The sequence below is a fragment of the Bacillaceae bacterium S4-13-56 genome (assembly GCA_040191315.1).
In the GTDB taxonomy this organism is placed as follows: Bacteria; Bacillota; Bacilli; order Bacillales; family JAWJLM01; genus JAWJLM01.
The window spans coordinates 32,738-52,604 of sequence record JAWJLM010000015.1; the positions used below are offsets into that span (position 1 = coordinate 32,738).

Consider the following 19,867-nt stretch of genomic DNA (forward strand, 5'->3'; position numbering starts at 1 on the left):
ATCAAGCTGGCCAAGTCGCTTAAAAAACATAAAGACGGTATCTTAAGATCCCAACATTCGACAAATTCCGGGGCGTCACTGTGACCATACCATATGGTAAAATATATTCATATAATCTTTCAATCTAGTAATTACAACAAAGGGGAGACAACAAATTATGAAAAAGATTAGACTATCGATTCTATTGATTTTCGTTTTACTTCTTCCGACTAATATTTTTCTGACTAATATTTTTCTGATTCAAGCTTTTGCTGAAGGAAATGGATCGGGGGATATTGTTGTCAATGACCGTCGCATAATGATAAAAGTATTGGATGTGGATGAGTTTACTTACAACTCATCAATTTTTGATAAGCCTACGGATTATGGTGTTATGGCGGAAAATGAATATCTTTTTCTACGTGTTAGAGATAAGGCGGACTATAAGGAGGCTTTAGAGGAGTTAAAGCAAGACCCCATGGTGTTGTTCGCGGAACCAGATTATATTCGAATCCTTGAGTACATACCAAGTGATCCTTATTATCCTGAGCAGGGTTACTTACGTGACATCAACATGGAACGCGCATGGGATTTCACCAAAGGGTCTTCTGAAACTGTGGTAGCCGTCTTTGATACTGGCGTGGAGAGTAGTCACCCTGACCTGGTTGGAAGAGTACTGCCTGGATATGATTTTTTTAACGAGGACTCTATACCTGAAGATAACCACGGGCATGGAACTCTTGTTTCAGGTGTAATTGCAGCAAACACCAATCATACTGGTGTTGCCGGTATAAATTTTCAAACAAAAATACTTCCTGTGAAGGTAGCTGAACAGGAAAGAGTGAGTGACAGCGCATTTTTAAAGGGAATTTATTACGCGATGGAACAACAGGTTGATGTAATGAATCTGAGTTTTGCGGGCCCCTCTCTTAATTTAGCCATTCAAGAAGCATTACTTGAAGCTTATAATCAGGGGATTGTCATTGTAGCTTCAGCCGGAAATGATGGAAATAACCAGCCTCTTTACCCCGCCTCTTATCCATGGGTGATTAGCGTTGCCTCGACTGGTGTCAACGACTTACCTTCTAGCTTTTCTAATTACGGAGGTTGGATTGATATAGCGGCGCCGGGGGAGGACATTATCACTACATGGCCAAATGGAAAATATATAGTTGCAACAGGAACCTCCCTCTCAGCACCCATCGTTAGCGGAATTGCTTCGCTACTGATTGCAGTGAATCCCGCTTGGGTTCCTGCTCAAATTGAGTATTCTATGCAGAAAAGTGCCATTCGTAATTCTGGATCGGAGTGGAATGAATTTGTGGGATATGGGCGTGTCGATGCGTATCGTGCTTTGGAAGTTATAGTTCCTGTACCAAATTTCACACCAAAGACGATATCTTCTGATGAGGTTGTTAGTGCAACTCTGGGCCTTCCTATGGAGCGAGATGTGTATAAACTGGATGTTGGAGCTAACGGGGAGATTAAGATTTTACTTCAAGGGGTCCCATCAACCCTTGATCTGATTGGGATTTTACAAAAGAAGGATTTGGATGGAACACTTGTCACTCTGGAGGAGTTTGATTTCCAAGGTAAGGGTGGGGCAGAAACTTTTACTTACCCTGTTCAAACCGAGGAATACTATTTTAGTGTTTATGAAAAATATAACCATTGGTCTGAGAGCCCCTATCAAGTAGTTGCTAATTTCCCACAGGCGGTGGCAGCTTCAGCTTTGGAGGAAGGGACAGTGGCGAGGATTTCAGGAAAAACAAGAATTAATACTGCAGTGGAAATATCCAAAGTCGGTTGGCCAAGCGGATCCACTAATGTAGTGATTGCAACAGCTGGCAACTTCCCAGGAGCATTGGCTGGAGCACCTCTTGCGCACCAGCTTGAAGCGCCTATTTTGTTAACGAATAAAGATCATCTTTCTAGTGCTACGGCCACGGAATTGGCTCGTTTGAATGCTAAGAATGTCATTGTTATTGGAGGACCGGTTTCTATTTCTGCTCAAGTGGAGGAGGATCTGAAGGGGCTCGGTGTTAATGTACAACGAATTGCCGGACAGACACGATCAGACAGTGCACGGTTGATCGCATTAGAAATGGAGAAACGAAGTGGCATTAAACCCAGCAAAGCAATTGTTGTTTACGATAACAACTTCCCTGATGCCCTTTCCATAGCCCCATATGCAGCTAGGAATGGGTATCCTATTTTATTTACGGGAAAGAACCTATTGCCAACGGAAACTTCTGAATACTTGAAGGGAATATCAGAAACACTTGTCATAGGTGGGACAGGCGTTATAAGTAATTCTGTTTTCAATCAATTACCGAACCCAGTCAGAATTGGTGGAGCTAACCGTTATGATACGATGGCGATGATTGTACAGAAATTGATGCCAGCTTCTGAAAATGCCTTCGTGGCCACTGGAGAAAGTTTTGCTGATGCATTGACCGGGTCAGTTTTAGCAGCAAAAAGAAATGTACCATTACTACTTGTTTCTACGAATAAGGTGCCATCGGAAACTTCGTTAGTGATTGCAGAAAAGGACGTACGGAATTTTACCATCTTTGGTGGAACAGTTGCGGTTAGTGACTCAGTGGTTACAGAACTTAAAGGAGAATAATTGGGGTTTGTGTTAGTTTTTCCGCTTTGTGGTAAAATGTGTTGGAGTATCGGTTAAGATTTTTTTTAAAAGGAGTTTAGCTGATGAAGATACGTAAAGCAATTATTCCAGCAGCTGGTCTTGGTACACGTTTTTTACCAGCAACTAAAGCACAGCCAAAAGAAATGCTTCCCATAGTGGACAAGCCAACGATTCAATATATCGTTGAAGAAGCTGCGGCATCAGGAATTGAAGATATTATTATTATTTCTGGTCGTGGGAAACGTGCAATTGAAGACCATTTCGATATTTCTTATGAGCTTGAAGAAAAGCTTGCTGAAAAAGGTAAGACGGATCAGTTGAATATGGTACGATCGATTTCTGGTTTGGCAAATATTCATTATATAAGGCAGAAGGAACCAAAAGGTCTGGGACACGCTATTTATGTGGCTAATCGATTTGTGGGGAACGAGCCATTTGCAGTATTACTTGGAGACGACATTGTCGAATCCGAGGAGCCTTGCTTGAAGCAGTTGATTGATGTGTACAATGAGCATGGTTCATCCGTTGTCGGAGTGCAGGAAGTCCCCCACTCCGACGTGTCCAGCTACGGAATTATCGAATATGCCGATGAGCGTGTTGGTGGCGGCCAGCGTGTTGGTGGGGACGGTTCTTACCAACACAACGTTCATAAGGTGCGGTCGTTGGTAGAAAAGCCTCAACCAGAGGATGCTCCTTCAAACTTAGCGATTACAGGTCGTTATATTCTGATGCCAGAAATCTTTAAGATTCTTGAAACCCTTCCACCCGGGAAAGGTGGAGAAATTCAGTTGACGGATGCGATTAACAAACTGAATCAAGAACAATCCGTTTATGCTTGTGAGTATAAAGGGCGCCGTTATGATATTGGGAACAAGTTCGGTTTTGTTCGGGCGACTATTGATTTTGCAATTGAACGTGAGGACATTCGTGATGAGCTTTTGGATTATATGAAGAATGTGATAGGAAATTATAGCAAGAAATAAGGAAGAAAGAGCTCTGATTGGGGCTCTTTTTTGTTGTTTTGTTATATGTGGGACTTGGAATATTATTAATTGTTGTGTTGAGCATAGCACATGTTTGGTGAGCATAGAATATTCGATTTGAGCATTGAGCAGGTTTTGTGCGCAAAGGTTTTAAAAATCAGAGCATATACATGGAAAAGTTGAGCATTGATTTTTCTCATGTCGCGCATAGAACAACTTTGTTGAGCATAAAGTGGTTGCTTCGAGCATTGAGCAGGTTTATTGAGCCGAGGTACTAAAATACCGAGCATAAAACTGTAAAATTTGAGCATAGCCCCAATGAAATCAGCGCATAAGAGTAGTTAACTGCGCCCAGAGAATATAATTTGAGCATATACCAATAAAGCTGAGCATTAATGTTGTGTAGGTGATAGCTATGACAAACCCCATGAGCATGAGAGATCTCTTTAATTTCAAGCCTCTACCTACCATCAAGTAGAGTCTAACTCACTAGTAGAAAGGCTCCTGCCACGATAAGTGTTAGGCCAAGTATTTTCTTTACGGTTATTTTCTCTTTTAAGAATAAGGCTGAAATGATAAGCGTCCATATGTAAGTGATTGATGTTAATGGATATACAACTGTATATGGTAAAAGCTGTAGGGTGACTATATTTAGAATAGCTCCTGTACCGTAAAAGAATCCTCCTAAGATGAAATACTCCACAAAGGAACGCTGTAAAGTGAGAGTTCCAACACGAAACTCTTGTTGCTGCCAAATCTGCGTTAATTTCCCCCTTTGATTTTGTTTTTCTCCACTTTCTCCCATATCGTGTTGGTGAGAACCGTCCCTATCAACACGATGACTGTCACTACTCATTTTCTTGAAGTAGAAGGAGCCGATGGAGCCTAGGAGTGTGAAGAGTAGTAGTGTTAGGAATGTTAGTAGGTTAATTTTCTCCACCTCCTATGAGGGTTGCTCCTAGTATGATGAGTAGGGTTCCGAGTATGCTTTTTTCTGTTATGACTTCTTGAAGAAAGAGAGTCCCGAGTAGTAGGGCAAAAATGTAGCCTAGACTTAAGATAGGATGCAGAACGGATAGACTCCCGTACCGATAGGCAACAATCATAAGAACAGCACCTAAAAAATAAAGGACAAAACCTGTAATAAGATGCAGGTTAATGTCTCCCCCAGAAAGCTTCCACTGAAGCTGACCAAAAGCTGTCATTAGTGCAGCTATGGTCATGATCGCAATTCCCTTTTTATTTTTATTTAATGAATAGATCAGATTGTTCATTTCGTTTCTCCTCCAAAGGCGTCCGCCTTAGCCTATCACTTTCGTTTCTCTTCCATTACCTAGGCCTTCAATAATTTTAATTTTTTACAAAACCCAACTATACCTTGAACCCAAAAACATGTTCTTCCTCTTTTTTCACAAGAGCCATTAAAAATATCATAAAAGCAATCAAAGTGTTGGCGAAAAGATATCGATAATCCTGAGCTGGGATGGCTGCGGCCACGATTGCCGTATTCAGGAGGACTGGCCCACTTACGAGCAGTGAACGAAAACCAATTTTTCGAACAGCTATAAAGCTGAAAAATAGGATGAAAAACGTGTATGTTGCTGGTCGCCAAAACCATTCCTTGTAATTTTCAAAGGACCCTTCAAGATAGCCTGTTAAGAATTCATGTAATCCATCACTAACTGGAGTCTGCTTAATCCCATACGTGTTCGCACGGAAAATTCCTCCTGGATACGTGTTTGTATACCCGTCTTCCGGCTCAACGATTTGCCAAACAAGAGAAGTTTGGTCTAGATAAGCATCGATCACAAGTCCTGGATTATTTTTTACAACAAGAGCCCACACCTTTAAAAAGTACGGAAAATCAGAAAAAATGAGTTCCTTGTTATATATGCCGGAAAATTTTATAGTATCGGTGAGATAAGGATTATAGAGCTCAAACCACTTATCTCGCGGCAAGAGTTTATATACATACTGTTGCTGGGCCCCGTTCATCTCGCCACCCTCCACAACGACGCGAGCCAATTGTTGCTGCGGTATACCGAGAGCTTCGTTCGGATCCCCTTCTTCAACATGGAACGCTGAGTACACTGGTCCTGAAACTATAAAATAAATTGCGAACACACTAACAGCAAAAATTCCAAGCTTCTTCCACTGATTCCGATAAACAAGAAGTAACAAGACAATCAATAGGAGTAAAATGGGTACACCATTACTTCTCATGAACATCATGGATAGAGCTGTTAAACCGAAAAACACAAGATGGCTAATGGAGCTAAGCCATGCCCCTCTTGTAGCTACTATATTAAATAGAAGAATAGTAAACAACATAAGGGCGGTGCTGTATAGGATGTCCTTCCAAAGAATGATCGAAAACATTCCTGTAGCTGGGTGGATCGCGAAAAGAATGGCAACGATCCAAAGAACTGTCCTAGGAACCCCTGCTTTCTGAAATCGATAAAGTCCATAACCAAGGGTAAGACTCAATGCAATAATCTGAAACGTTCCCACCACTGCCGGCGAATACCAAAAAACAGTCAACAGTTGAATTAACCAGGTATAGACCACAGGATGCCAGTTGTTATATTCATGAGTATGTATTTGAGTCCAATGAGAGAACGAGTCCGGCGACATCTCCCCAGGAAAAAATCCAAGTAAAAACAGGGTCCCCACAATAGCCATGGGAAAACCATAAAATGCAATATTCCATTTGGAAACCTGTTTGTCTTTTATTTCAATATTTACTTTCGTGAAAAGATAGATCAGGAGTATGGAAACCAACGTAAATGTTACAAAAGTCCCCACATAGATAAATGCATGAACCAGTGTTCCGTTGTCGTTAAGATGCTCCATTGGTTGATAAATGCTGGTAAGAAAAGCTAAAGTAAAAAGCATACTGAAAATAACCGTCCCGAGATGGAACAACTCTCGCCACTCTTCAAAAAGGAGGCGAAAAAACAACCAGTATATTCCGATATAGATCAAAAAGATAATAGCAATCGTTGGATTGGGTGTTTCCATGAACGACTGGAACCATGATATGGAAGCTACTGTACTTAGGACTGCAGCAATAACTACTGCCAATCCTTTAACCATTTTAAACACATGTGACACCACCTTCATGTTAACGAGCAGAAGCGAAGGGCATTATTCCTCCACTGGGCCCTTCGCAATATCTTTGTATATTTTATTTAATTCTATTTCATATTGTTTTTTATGACTGGATGCCACGGTATCCAAGATGAGTCCACAGGCTAGAGAAAGAACCGCTAGTAACACGAGACCAACCGCAAGAATAGCAGACGGGACTTTTTCAACGTATTGTGTTTGAATAAATTCAACGATGACTGGAGTTCCCACAGCTAAACCAAGAATGAAAAAAATAGCCGCCCAAACGTTGAAGAATAACATTGGCTTGTACTCTTTAAACAAAGTAAAGATTTTTTTTACAACTTTATAACCGTCACTGACGGTATTTAGTTTAGACTCACTACCTTCCGGACGATCCCGATATTCAATTGGGATTTCTTTTATAGCTAGACGCTTGTCCAAGGCATGGATGGTCATCTCAGTTTCAATCTCAAACCCTGGACTCATGACTGGCATTGATTTAACAAAAAGAGGATCGAAAGCACGGTATCCTGTCATAATGTCATCTAGCTTACTCTTATATAAAAAGTTAATTAGACCTTTGACTAATGAATTACCAAAATTATGGAACGCTCGCTTATTCTCTTCTGTGTAGGTCCCATTGGATAAACGGTCCCCAATGACCATATTAGCTTCTTTATTTTTGATAGGCTCGATCAGCTGATGGACAAATTTTGCCGGATATGTATTGTCTCCATCCACCATCACATAACAGTCCGCTTCAATCTCGCGAAACATGGATCGAACCACATGGCCCTTCCCCTGTCTGAACTCCTTTTTCACAACTACCCCATGCTCTCGGGCAATCTCAGACGTCCGGTCCTTCGAATTATTGTCATAAACATATATGGTTGCATCAGGCAGCTCTTGTCTGAAGTCCTCTATAACCGCGCCAATGGTTTGCTCCTCATTATAACAAGGGATTAATACTGCGATTTTCAATGGTAACACTCCTTACGACAGAGAATCATCCTCTGTCCTTCTTCTATTAATTTTGACAATATCCACTGAGATTATAGCAGAAAGTCAACATTAAGTCTTAAAAACACGCAACCCACCTAAAACAACTACTGCCGTCAATAGTCCTCCAAGGAGTAACAATAGGAGACTAGATTCAACTGGAAGCAGGTGTATGGCCCATATCATGGTGCCTGTCACCAGTAAAAATCCTGTCACTTTTACAAAATCTATTTTTGACATGATAGTGTAACGGTATTTGATTTGTGCTCCAATAATAAGCAGAATGGTATTCACTAGTGAGCCAACCACGGTTCCAAGAGCAATGGCTGTTGCTCCCATTTCCTCAAGGAATAAGTTGATCACTAAAATGTTGATTCCGAATACGGAAACAATACTAAATAAAATCGGTATATAGGAATTTTCCTTCGCATAGAAGAACCTAGTCACATACGTATTCAACGCCAATGTGTACATTGACAGTGCGAAGATTTGCAGCAATGGATACGTCATTGCCGTTGAATCTTCGTTAAAGTTCCCATATTGGAAAACGACTTCTATGATTTCTTTAGCATAGAAAAAAACATATACAGTGGCAGGAATGAGTAATACAGACAGCCACTTAAATCCTTTTTGGTAAATGCGTTTAAGTTTTGCCGTATCCCCCTCCCCAACCGTTTTAGCTAGCATAGGAAAGATAACTGTTGTAATAGTTGTCATTAGAACCGCCTGCGGAAACTGGGTCATTTTTGATGCATAGTTTAATGAAGCAATTAATCCATCCTGCAGGTCAGCGGCATAGATTCTTTGAATGAAAAAGTAAAACTGTAATGCTGCTCCCCCAAATAAAATAGGAACCGCTAGCTTCATAAAACGAGTAATATCAGGATTGTTTCTCCAGTTGAAATGAAACTTGAAAATATTCGTTTTCTTTTGGGCTAGTATCAGCAATAAAACCATGGCTAATGCTCCCACTGAAGCACCAAGACCATAGGAATATTCAAGTAAAATCGGTGTAAGTCCAACCCCGATTAGTAAAAATAATCCGTTGAAAAGCAGGGTTGAAAAGGCGCTAAGTCGGTAACGACCCTCCACATTCATAAGTCCACTGAGCCACATAGCGAGCACAAGGAAAAAGGTTGATGGTGCCATCCACACAAACAATTCACTTGTTAATTGAAAGGCTTTTTCTGACATCCCACTGAAAAAAAGCTCAATCCAAAAATCAGAGAACACCATGAATAGAATGGTGATTCCACCAATCACAAGCGTTAAACCCGAAAAAATAGTTTGAACAAATTCCTTTTTTCTGGATTCGTCGAGTTTGCTGTACACGGAAATAAAGGCCGTGGTGACCGCTCCACCAAGGACTATATAAATAAAATTGGGAATCGTAAAGGCAACGACAATACTATCAGCCTGATAGCTCGTCCCATATTGATATCCAATGACTACTTCGCGTGCAAAGCCAAATAGCCTTGCCAGGACATTGATCACCGCCACTGTCCCCAATATTTTTATTAATGACCGCACATAGATCGCTCTCCTACTTTTTGATACGTTTTTGAACTTTGTATATAAAACCTGTGTTAATTCACTTTTGGAGCTGTTTCTTTGTCCAAACTCAATTTAAAATCGGTTTTTATTCACTTTTGGGCCTGCTTCTTTGTCCAAACTTAATTTAAAACCGGTTTTTATTCACTTTTGGGCCTGCTTCTTTGTCCAAACTTAATTTAAAACCGGTTTTTATTCACTTTTGGGCCTGCTTCTTTGTCCAAACTTAATTTAAAACCGGTTTTTATTCACTTTTGGGCCTGCTTCTTTGTCCAAACTCAATTTAAAACCGGCTTTTATTCACTTTTGAATACACTTTACTTACAAAACTAAATAAACTCTTAAACACTTCAAAAAATTGACCCCGCTTTTGAGGTTTCAACAGCGGGGATTAGTTAATGTATTCATTTTGTAACTGTATTTAAATCCCATATATCTTGAGGATCTCTTGAATAAGCTGATTTTGGTCATTTTCCTCAGCTTTTTTAAATCCGTTTGTACGGAGGATCTCTTGGCGTTCAGGATCATGCAATAGGGAGCGTATCCCTTTGGCAAGACTAGTTGGATTTTTTGGTTCCACCTTAAGCCCCGCTTCACCGTCTAGTAAATAGGTTAGGCCTCCCACATCGGTACCAACAACCGGCGTCCCACAGGACATAGCCTCCAATGCCACAAGGCCAAAGCCTTCGATATGGGATGGGAGAATGAATAGGTCTGCGGCAGAGAGCCAGACTGCAACTTCTGACTGGTCCATAGCATCATGAATCACGATGTTTCCGCCATTTCGATTTCCATTAGGACTATTGGGATCATTTATTTCGTTAGCAGATCCTTCACCCATAAACTCCGCTTTGAATTTTTCAATATAATTACGATCCTTGGCTTCTCCAATTAAATGAAGGGTCACATCTGGATCGGTTTCCTTTAAAGAAAGCATGGCTTGACCTAAGTCAGATAGGCCTTTGGCAAAAATAAGGTTACCGACGAACAAAAGGATTCTCTCATCAGCAGAAAGCTCGAGCTTAGAGCGAGCTTCAGATTTTTCTATCTGCTTAAAAACATCTCGGTTCACACCCATGTTAATGACGGATACTCTGTCCGCAGGAACATCAAAGTTGTCGACGATGTCTTGTTTTAAGCGGTCACCGACGGCAATGATATGGTCGGCTTTTTGTAAAATCATTTCTGATAGCTTTCGTGCCCACCCACTCTTTTTGACCATTTGGTCGATATCCCCGCCATGGGAGGTGACGATAAGTTTTTTGCGAAGCAAGAACTTGTACGCTAGCCCAATCAATCCTGTCGGAAAGATGTAGTGGGCGTGAACAACCTGATAGCGCCATCCCCCAGCGATGAGTCTTGCTAGGCCTCGGAGGAAGAATCCGAGGTATTTTTTCAAAAGAATTGATTTGCCCTTGCGTGGGTCGGTGATGGCGATGGTGTCTACTTTTAGACCCTGGTTCCGCAGTTGTTCTACTTGGTTTTTGACGAAGATTCCGAATGTTTTTGAGTGTGTTGATGGGTACATGTTACTGAGTACTAGGACTCGTGATTTCCGTTTTTTTTTTGCTTGGATGTGTTCGTTTACTAGGACCATTCCTTGGTGTGCTTTGTGTTTCATGGTGTTGGCTATGGTTTGGTAGCGTTCGAGTGTTGCTGGCCAGTCGTTTGCCATTTGTTCGTAGCAGCAGACGAAAAAGTCGTCTTCTTTGTTGAGTTGGTCGATGACGATGACGTGGTCGTTGGAGCCGATCATGTCCATGAAGTCTTTTACTTTGTGGTGATAGGCTACGGCGATCACGGGTGTTTCGGATACGAGTGCTAGTATGAGTGAGTGTAATCTTGTGCCGATGACGATGTCTTGTTCGGCTGTGAATTTGACGATGTCTTCTGGGTAGAAGACTTTATTTTGGACGCGACAGTGGTCGCTGTGTGTCATTTTGGATTTGACTTCTTCTGATACCCAGACGTCTTGTGGGTATTTAGTAGAGAAGAAGTTGATTTGTACGTCTGGGTATTTTTCGACGAGTGCGTCTAGGTTTCGCGCCATCCCAAGGACGTAGTTTTGATACATTTCAACGTTTTCTTCTGGCCAGTAGCTTCCATGATGAAAGGGTACGGCTGTGACTCCGATTTGGAGTGGTCGTTCTCTTTTTTGGGTTGTTGCTGGCATAGGGACTTCGAAGGCTGGGTCTCCAATGACATGTATTTCAGATTTAACTCCTATGGATTTGAGGAGTTCTTTTGATTTTGGATCTCGAACGGTGACGATTTCAGACAAATTGGCTAAGGATCGAAGTAATATTTTTCCTACTTTGGTAAGTATTGGGCCTGCGCCTACGCCGTACAGGACAACGGGGGTGCGTGACAGTTTGGCGAGCCAGCCGTACATCCCGAATAAAAAGGCTTCGCGCCCGTAAAGGTCCATGAAGATTCCTCCTCCACCGACGATGAGCATGTCCAACTTTTTAATGGTAGAATAGTTGGCGCGCATGGTGGAGAGCATGGTTAAATAAGCGCTTTTCTTCTTGTGATAAAGGCGCTCTGATTTTACTCCATAGGATTTATTTGTTTGGTCTGGCTGGTTGGAAAAAACAATGATTTCGTCGCGGCTGACCTTGAATACCTTTTGAAGCTGAAGTAGGATTCCTTCAAGGATGGCTTCATCGCCTTTATTATTGTTCCCGTAGTTGCCGACAATACCAATTGTCATATGTTATTCAATCCTTTGTCTTCCAAAATTCAATGGATGTTCTTTTATGATCATGCTGTCTTTTCAGCTATTTCTTAATGTTCGACATTCCATACCATTATACTATTGTAACACGAATTATGTCGCATAAAAACATAACATTTTTTTGTTAGAAAATCGCATTTTTAATTAATGGTTTTGTTGATTTATTATTGGTTTTCTAGGTCCTATTTTTCTTGAGTTACAGGGTGCATCTATAGTTGCGTTAAGTTAATTGACGGGTTGAGGTTTATTATGCTCATTTTTGTTCATACATGCTCAAGTTTTATTTTCTATGCGCGGTTTGTTTCTCTTATGCGCGGGTTTGATTGGGGCTATGCTCAAATTTCTTGGTTTTATGCTCGGGTTTTTGAAACCTTTGCGCAGTTAATTTCTTCTATGCGCGAATCTATTCACTTAAGCTCAACAACCGTCTTCTATGCGCAACCTCCGCGAATCCAATGCTCAGCTTTTACAAGTTAATGCGCGGGTTTGAAAAGGTAATGCTCAAAAAGTTAATCCTAAGCGCGACATTCACTTCATAAGCGCAAAATCAACCCTCTTCGCGCGTAAAAACAAGGTTACGCGCACCCAAAATCTATTCAAAAAAGTTACATATTTTACCTAATCTATCATGTTGGTTAGTAGTGTTGTCAAGTTTAATTCGTGTTATACTAGATTCAGTGAGTTCACGAATGATAAGGAGAGTTAGGACGACATGGGTGTTCTACAAATGTTGAGCAAGTCGAAGGAAGAACGTCATCTAAAAAAGTATCTAAAAACGGTAGATAAAATAAATATTTTGGAGAAAGAATTTGAGCAACTAAGTGATGATGAGCTGCGTATGAAGACGGTGGAGTTTAAGCAGTTGATAGCCGATGGTTCTTCGGTGGATGATCTTAAAGGTGAGGCGTTTGCGGTGGTTCGCGAGGCTTCAAAGCGAGTACTTGGGCTGCGCCATTTTGACGTACAGTTAATTGGTGGGCTTGTTTTATTAGAAGGAAATATTGCGGAAATGCCAACGGGAGAAGGAAAAACACTTGTTGCCTCTCTTCCAAGTTATTTGCGCGCCCTTGAAGGGAAAGGTGTTCACGTTATTACGGTGAATGAATACTTAGCACGTCGTGACCGTGCATTAATTGGGCAAATCCACGAATTTTTAGGGTTAACCGTTGGATTAAATATCCCAGGTCTGCACCCTCTTCAGAAACAAGAGGCTTATGAAGCAGAAATTACTTATGGTATTGGAACAGAATTTGGATTTGATTTTTTACGAGATAATATGGCTTATGCCAAAACTCAAAAGGTTCAACGAAAATATTATTATGCAATTATTGACGAGGTTGATAGTGTCTTAATTGATGAGGCAAAAACTCCTCTTATTATTGCTGGAAAAACAATGCCAAGTGAAAATTTGGCCAATGTATGTGCGAAGGTCACAAAAAACTTCCAGCAGGATGTGGAGTTTCAGTTTGACCATGAGTTAAAAACGGTTAACATCACCGATGAAGGAATTAATAAAATTGAACGTGCTTTTGGGATTGAAAATTTGTTCGATCTTGAACATCGTTCACTCTATCATTATATGTTGCAAGCGTTACGTGCCCGTGTGTTATTTACGAGAGATGTTGATTATATCGTTGATCAGGGTGAAGTAAAGCTTGTGGATATGAACACCGGCCGCATCATGGAGGGTCGTAGTTTAAGTGATGGATTGCATCAGGCAATCGAAGCGAAGGAAGGGCTTAAGGTTACAGAAGAAAATAAGGCTCAGGCTTCCGTTTCGATTCAAAACTATTTCCGTATGTACCCTGTTTTATCTGGTATGACAGGTACAGCTAAAACTGAAATAACTGAGTTCCAGCATGTTTATGGTATGGATGTTGTTCAGATCCCAACAAATAAGCCTATTATTCGTAAAGATTTACCTGACCTAGTTTTCAAAACGAAGGAACAGAAATACCGCCGGATGGTTGAGGAAGTTCGTCAGCGTCATGAAAAGGGACAGCCTATTTTAATCGGGACAACGTCCATCCTTCAATCAGAGGTTGTGGCTGAATATTTGGATGAGGCTGGATTGAGCTATCATTTGTTGAATGCTAAAAGCGTGGAGCATGAAGCACATCTTATTTCCCTCGCTGGACAAAAGAGTCAAATCACGATTGCCACGAATATGGCTGGTCGCGGAACAGACATCATGCTTGGAGAGGGTGTAGCTGAACTTGGTGGTTTGCACGTTCTTGGAACAGAAAAACATGAAAGCCGTCGCATCGATAATCAGTTGAAAGGTCGTTCTGGCCGTCAAGGCGATCCAGGCTCTACCCAATTTATTATCTCATTAGAAGATGAGCTTTTTATCCGCTTCGCCAAAGATGATGTGGAAGCTAAACTTCCTTCTTTAACGACGGATAGTACCGGATTAATTTTGAATAAAGAAATTCATAAATTTATAGATAAGGTGCAAAAAATCAGTGAAGGAAGCCACTTCTCTGTTCGTGAATTTTCCTTGAAACTGGACGATATTATTAATGATCAACGAGAGGTTATTTATAAACTACGAGATCAAATCTTCTATTCTACGAATACGATTGAAATTTTGAAAAAGCATGTGGAACCTGTTGTTCTTGATTTGGTTGATAAACATTGCTCAGAAGATTCTATTCCTGATGATTGGGATCTTAAAGGTTTAAATCAGAAGTTAGAAGATTTCATGCTTGTGGAAGTTACGTTTGATAGAGATTACGAAGAGCCAGAAGAGGTTCGTGAAGCAGTAAAGCCTTTCATTGAGAGGCATTTAGAGGAAGTTTCCTTCCATGAGAATGTAGAGGAAATTCAAAATACGTTACGACAGATTAGTTTGGCGCTTGTGGACCATCATTGGACGGAGCATTTAGATGAAATGAATCGTATGAAGGAAGGCGTTGGTATCCGACACTATCAACAGGAGGATCCTATCCGAACCTTCCAAAAAGAAGGCTTTGAGCTTTTCGAGATAATGTATCATCGATTAGAGCTTGATTTTAACCGTCGTATGACCAGAGCGATTCAACAGTTTGAAGCTAGAAAAATTAAGATTGATTTAACTTAATTTGGATTGAATTTGAGTTGAACCGGCGTTTTGGGTCAAACCTAATTTGGCAAGGGTTTCGGTCTTTTATGAGATGGAGGCCCATGACCGTTTTTATAAAGAGGAAAATTTTGTGCTTAGTGTTAGTCTAGTTAATATAAGTTTAGGTGTTTTCTGTAAAGTAGTTTTAAAAAAGGGGAGTTTGCAATGTTTCCATTTTCGAAAAGTAAGAAAGTAACGAAAGAAAATACTTCTGGAATTGATCAATCGTTTGATGCAAAGGATTTACTTGAAGGTCCTGATTCGGCAGAGGGCCCAGAGGAAGAATTGGTGCAAACAGAGATTTCCTATCATCCTGATTGGAAGCTTCCCGAAGAAGAAAAATATGTGTATGCCTTCCATCATAGTGATTTAAAACCCTTGAAACCGAACCAGCTCTCCTTATCTGGGATTAACATGGATAAGCAAGCTGGTGGATATGTGTTTGTTGCCTTTATCCGTCAGACATTGAGCAAGGACATTCAATTGAAGGAAATGCCGATTTTGTTGTTGGGACCAAATCAAGAAAAATTAGCTCGCAAGGTGTTTGATCTTAGTCAGGCTGGAGTTATTCCTTCTAAGACGAGCCGCCCATGGCAGTTCACTTTTCAACCAAAAGACTTTTTCACCAATGAAGAGATTCCTAGAGAGGGATGGTCTCTTGCTTTTGAAATCAAGCCAACGAGCCGTCGCCATGAACTAGATTTAGCTGATTCTTGGAAGCAATCTCTAGCAGAGGACGCCATTGAAAGTTTAGAAAAAGTAATAGCAAACGCCGCTCCATTAAAACCAGGGGAAGTGAATTTCATGGGAATTAACGCTCGTATTCAAGACTCTGGTGACCTAGCAGTGACTGTATTGATTCGAAATGGTACGGATAAAAACATTCAGTTCCAGCAGCTTCCGTTGAAAGTTGAAGATGCATCAGGAGAAGTCATTGCTGAAGGGAGTTTCAAATTCGATTCTTTTGAAGTGAAGGCTAATACAAGTAAGCCTTGGACGTTTATTTTCCCTAAGTCTATGGTTAAGAATGATGTTATTAATCTTTCGAAGTGGAGAGTTTATCCGGTACAGTAAGTAAATAAGATATTTTGTTGTAAGGCCGCCTGAATTTTTAGTTTAGAGATGCAGGCGGTTTTTGTTTTGTTTTAATAATATTCGCTAGTTTTTTTTGTTGACTTAGTTAAATTTGCTGTTGTCACCGTTGAGCATAAGATTTAAAGTTTGCGCGGAGTAAAAGGATTTTGAGCATAGAGACTGTTTCCTGCGCAAAGATTAACAATAACGCGCATTAACGTTTAAAAGTTGAGCATAGAATTTCTGGATGTTGAGCATAAAGTAGTAAAATTGAGCATGTAATCATAGGGTTAAGCATATAGGGATTACCTTGAGCACTGCTCCCTGAAACCAACGTTGGATTTTGAGCATAGCCCCCATAAAGTCTGAGCATTAAACTTATATATTAAGCATAACAAACGGAAATTGAGCATAGAAATATTTTTTTGGGCATTGACTGACGTGGTTAAGAGCACTCCATATAAATGATTCTATTAATACAAAAAAAGATGCACTCCCCACAAGGGTTGTGCATCTTTTACATTAATTAGAAGTAACTTGTACATAATCTCCATGAACCCAGCCTTGCTGGTCTTGGAAATTGATTTGGTACCACTTTCCGGTTGTGTCCTTCACGTAATTACCAGAAGCATCCTTTACACCATCTAGGATATCTCCTTCATAAACTTTACCCATAATGTTTGCACTACTACTTGTATCAGTTGTACTACGAACATTCAAGCCTACTCCTTCAGTGTTTACTACCGTAAGCACATCCACCGATGGTGCAGGTTCAGGAGTAGTAGGTGCTCCATCCGTAAACGTTACATAAGTGTCAATGACCCATCCCACTTGTCCGTTTGCCTTGATTTTCAACCATGAACCATTTGAACCAATCACTTCAATTGGTGTTCCTAATGGTAGAGTTGTGATTTTGCTAAAGGACGTGGAAGGACCTGTTCTCATATTTAGATTATCAGTTGTCGCTCCTGCTTTTCCAGCTTTAGTTGTATCTAGTAGATAAAGAGCTTCTCCCGTAGGTTTCGCCGTTGCTCCTGGTTGGTTGAGATACTTTGGTACTTCAAACACTATGACATAATTCTCAAGTATGTCATAGATGTCTTTAATTCGTGACGTTTGAAGTACAGCCCAACTTACATGAGTTGCATATTGCTTCCTGTTACGTGTATCAATATCTTCTGGATCCCATTTCATTTTATAAAGGGTATCTTGTCCACTATTGATATATCTATCCGCGATAAATTTCGCACCACCAACAATAGCAGCTTCAGGTGTAAACCAGCCTTGCTGATAAGCAAAATTAGATCCGCTACTTACTGGAGTGGCATCATAGGCACCGATTCCATACATATTGTAAACCGTTGTGCCATTTACGCTTACTCCTTGTGCAAGAGTGGATGTACCATTCCCAGTTTCATGTAAAGCATGAGCAATTAGATACACCTCATTAATATTGTATTTCTGTCCCGCTTCAATGAATGCCTCCGCTCTTCCCTCAAAAATCCCTCTACCTGATAAGACTTTTTCATTAATTTCTGCTGCATGTAGATTTGCATTTCTAGAAAGGACAAGGAACTGAAAGAAATCTGTTGTACTTACAGAAAAATTATTGGGATTCATATAATATTCTACGGCCTCACGACTTGCATAAATATTACCGGATCCGTCAGCTTTTGGTGAATAATTCATTTGCAGATTAACTAGATTATTAAAGTCCTTATTGTATTCTTCATAGATAGTCTGCATGTTCTTTTCAACACCAGTGACATGGATGTAACCAAGACGACCTCCTAGATCAATCTCGTACCAGTTCGAACCATCCATTCCCGTGATTTGTAAAAGCTGTCCCTTCTTTAACGTAGCAAACTGAACTAATTCATTCTTTGAGTTGTCATAAACAGGAACATCTTGTCCAAGGACAATTTTTTCTTCCTTAAACGCTTTTCCAAGGTTAGGGTTCGAAACATTACTTACATCCACAGGCCGAGTAGAATCTTCCCATACAAACATTTTGCCTGTGCCATACGAAATCTCATGCCAATTTCCTACGTCAGCTGTACGCTTAAACACTTGCCCTTTTTTCAATGTACCTACCGCTACGAGACTACCTGTACTATTGTCATAGATTGTGAGATTGTTTTCAAGTACCTCGAAAAATTTATCCGTGGACTTAAATGGTCTCTTGGTCGCTGGCTCATAAATGTAACCTTTGCGACCTCCCACTTCGACAATAAGCCAATTACCAGATTTCTGAATGTACTTAATCGTATGACCTTTAGTAACTTTAGCAAAAGAAACCAGGGATCCACTTGTGTTATCGTAGACAGGAAGATCGGTCATTCCAACAATTTCTTGGACATAGGTTCCGCCACTGGTCCAGTTTTTAACTTCACTAGAGGTTGCTGGTGTAGTTGAAGCTTCCCAAACATACCCTTTTCCGCTCGCATACTCAATCTCATGCCAGTTTCCGATGTCGCGAGTACGCTTATACACCTGACCCTCTGGCAAGGTTCCAACTGCTACTAGCTTACCTGTACTGTTGTCATAAACCGTTAAATTATCAGTTAAAACCTTAAAGTAACGGTCGGTTGACTTAAAAGGAAAGCTAACGGCCGGTGCATAGACATAGCCTTTCCGTCCAGAGATTTCAACAATCATCCAATTACCAGATTGCCTGACATACTTGAATTCATTTCCTTGTAGGATTGTTGCAAAAGGAACGAGTTTTCCAGTACTGTTATCGTATACCGTCAAAGTTTTAAAAGCGATCCCTGTGTTGGGGTGGCTTGTCCCCTCTGACCATTTAAGTTCTGCCGGCTCAGTTGCAGGGACAGTTGCTGGTCCCCATATATATCCGTACTTACCACCAAATTGGACCTTATGCCAGTTACCCATACCACTAATACGCTTAAAAATCTGACCCTTATGCAGAGTGCCTACTGGGACAAGACTTCCCGAGCTATTATCATAGATGGTTAACCGGTCGCTTGTGACTTCAAAGTACTGATCCGCGCTTGTAAAACTCTCTGTTGCTGAAGTAGTGGACGGTAAAAAGATGACTAAAGCTAGTAAAATACCAATCCCAAACGATATGAAGTTTTTATATCTTGCTTTCCTCAATGATGTGATCACTCCCCTTGTATTTTTCGGGAAAATTCTACAAAATATCAGAATTAATTTCCCTTATTCTCATTTTATAAGCAAAACTTGTATTTATCTATACTAAATTGGCATATTAGCAAAAAACTATATGTCCAAAATATGGAATAATAGAGTCGCAAATTGATAGACTAAGGTTCTTTTATATCCTTGTTTTTTTCATATTTAAAAAATGAATCAAATGGTCTATTTCTATTTCAATTCATTATTCCAGTCATATGGACAATCCCTTATGAATTGAGATATACTTTAAATGACTATTTAATAAGCGGAACCTCCCTTGACCATCGACGTAAGGAGGTGAGGCCCACAGGATGTGGGCACGTAGGCGTTGCGAATCATTTCGGTGGGACGAGTAATCGCAGTCCCAACACGATGTCGCGGTTTTAGCCTACGTTCCTCCGAGATAAAGGAAACACGGTTCGCAGGATGCGAGTCTGTTCGGTGTTGCGACAAATGTTTTCGGTAGGCCGAGTGACCGCAGGCCCAGGGCGTCGCTTTTTTAATCAAACTTCCTTCAT

At 40.6% G+C, this 19,867-nt stretch carries 11 protein-coding genes; 4 read left to right on the forward strand and 7 right to left on the reverse strand.

From position 1 onward, the window contains the following. Positions 1-157: 157 nt before the first annotated feature. Positions 158-2,608: a S8 family serine peptidase gene (locus tag RZN25_06340; protein ID MEQ6376445.1), complete on the forward strand. Its 2,451-nt coding sequence runs from the start codon at positions 158-160 to the stop codon at positions 2,606-2,608. 83 nt (positions 2,609-2,691) lie between these two features. After that, a complete protein-coding gene (gene galU, locus RZN25_06345) occupies positions 2,692-3,612 on the forward strand; it encodes a UTP--glucose-1-phosphate uridylyltransferase GalU (protein ID MEQ6376446.1) in 921 nt (306 codons plus the stop codon). A 481-nt stretch (positions 3,613-4,093) separates the two neighbouring features. Here galU and RZN25_06350 read toward each other — a convergent pair whose 3' ends face one another. The 6 genes from RZN25_06350 to RZN25_06375 all read right to left on the reverse strand — a co-directional run bounded on the left by RZN25_06350 (position 4,094) and on the right by RZN25_06375 (position 11,986). Beyond that, positions 4,094-4,552, reverse strand: coding sequence for a DMT family transporter (locus tag RZN25_06350; GenBank protein ID MEQ6376447.1), 459 nt, complete (start codon positions 4,550-4,552; stop codon positions 4,094-4,096). Further along, complete coding sequence (locus RZN25_06355) at positions 4,539-4,886, reverse strand: EamA family transporter (GenBank protein ID MEQ6376448.1); 348 nt, start codon at positions 4,884-4,886, stop codon at positions 4,539-4,541. The genes RZN25_06350 and RZN25_06355 overlap by 14 nt, the downstream gene beginning before the upstream one ends. Positions 4,887-4,983: 97 nt before the next feature. Beyond that, positions 4,984-6,708 carry a DUF6020 family protein gene (locus RZN25_06360; GenBank protein MEQ6376449.1) on the reverse strand — a complete coding sequence of 575 codons (1,725 nt, stop codon included), beginning with the start codon at positions 6,706-6,708 and terminating at the stop codon, positions 4,984-4,986. 51 nt (positions 6,709-6,759) lie between these two features. Continuing rightward, positions 6,760-7,704, reverse strand: a complete 945-nt coding sequence (locus RZN25_06365) for a glycosyltransferase family 2 protein (GenBank protein ID MEQ6376450.1) — start codon at positions 7,702-7,704, stop codon at positions 6,760-6,762. Positions 7,705-7,794: 90 nt separating this feature from the next. Beyond that, positions 7,795-9,252: a murein biosynthesis integral membrane protein MurJ gene (murJ, locus tag RZN25_06370; protein ID MEQ6376451.1), complete on the reverse strand. Its 1,458-nt coding sequence runs from the start codon at positions 9,250-9,252 to the stop codon at positions 7,795-7,797. Positions 9,253-9,694: 442 nt separating this feature from the next. Further along, positions 9,695-11,986 carry a polysaccharide pyruvyl transferase family protein gene (locus RZN25_06375; GenBank protein ID MEQ6376452.1) on the reverse strand — a complete coding sequence of 764 codons (2,292 nt, stop codon included), beginning with the start codon at positions 11,984-11,986 and terminating at the stop codon, positions 9,695-9,697. Positions 11,987-12,722: 736 nt separating this feature from the next. Here RZN25_06375 and secA2 point away from each other — a divergent pair. Both secA2 and RZN25_06385 read left to right on the forward strand, forming a co-directional pair. Beyond that, complete coding sequence (secA2, locus tag RZN25_06380; GenBank protein ID MEQ6376453.1) at positions 12,723-15,092, forward strand: accessory Sec system translocase SecA2; 2,370 nt, start codon at positions 12,723-12,725, stop codon at positions 15,090-15,092. A gap of 186 nt (positions 15,093-15,278) precedes the next feature. Further along, positions 15,279-16,187: an accessory Sec system S-layer assembly protein gene (locus RZN25_06385; GenBank protein ID MEQ6376454.1), complete on the forward strand. Its 909-nt coding sequence runs from the start codon at positions 15,279-15,281 to the stop codon at positions 16,185-16,187. Positions 16,188-16,709: 522 nt separating this feature from the next. On the opposite strand, the gene RZN25_06390 is transcribed toward RZN25_06385, so the two are convergent. Beyond that, positions 16,710-19,307 carry an SH3 domain-containing protein gene (locus RZN25_06390; protein ID MEQ6376455.1) on the reverse strand — a complete coding sequence of 866 codons (2,598 nt, stop codon included), beginning with the start codon at positions 19,305-19,307 and terminating at the stop codon, positions 16,710-16,712. Positions 19,308-19,867 lie beyond the last annotated feature (560 nt).

Coding starts and splice junctions, on each gene's coding strand:
- secA2 (MEQ6376453.1), top strand. CDS start 12,723: ATGGGTGTTCTACAAATGTTGAGCAAGTCGAAGGAAGAACGTCATCTA.
- galU (MEQ6376446.1), top strand. CDS start 2,692: ATGAAGATACGTAAAGCAATTATTCCAGCAGCTGGTCTTGGTACACGT.
- RZN25_06375 (MEQ6376452.1), bottom strand. CDS start 11,986: ATGACAATTGGTATTGTCGGCAACTACGGGAACAATAATAAAGGCGAT.
- RZN25_06385 (MEQ6376454.1), top strand. CDS start 15,279: ATGTTTCCATTTTCGAAAAGTAAGAAAGTAACGAAAGAAAATACTTCT.
- RZN25_06340 (MEQ6376445.1), top strand. CDS start 158: ATGAAAAAGATTAGACTATCGATTCTATTGATTTTCGTTTTACTTCTT.
- RZN25_06360 (MEQ6376449.1), bottom strand. CDS start 6,708: ATGGTTAAAGGATTGGCAGTAGTTATTGCTGCAGTCCTAAGTACAGTA.
- RZN25_06355 (MEQ6376448.1), bottom strand. CDS start 4,886: ATGAACAATCTGATCTATTCATTAAATAAAAATAAAAAGGGAATTGCG.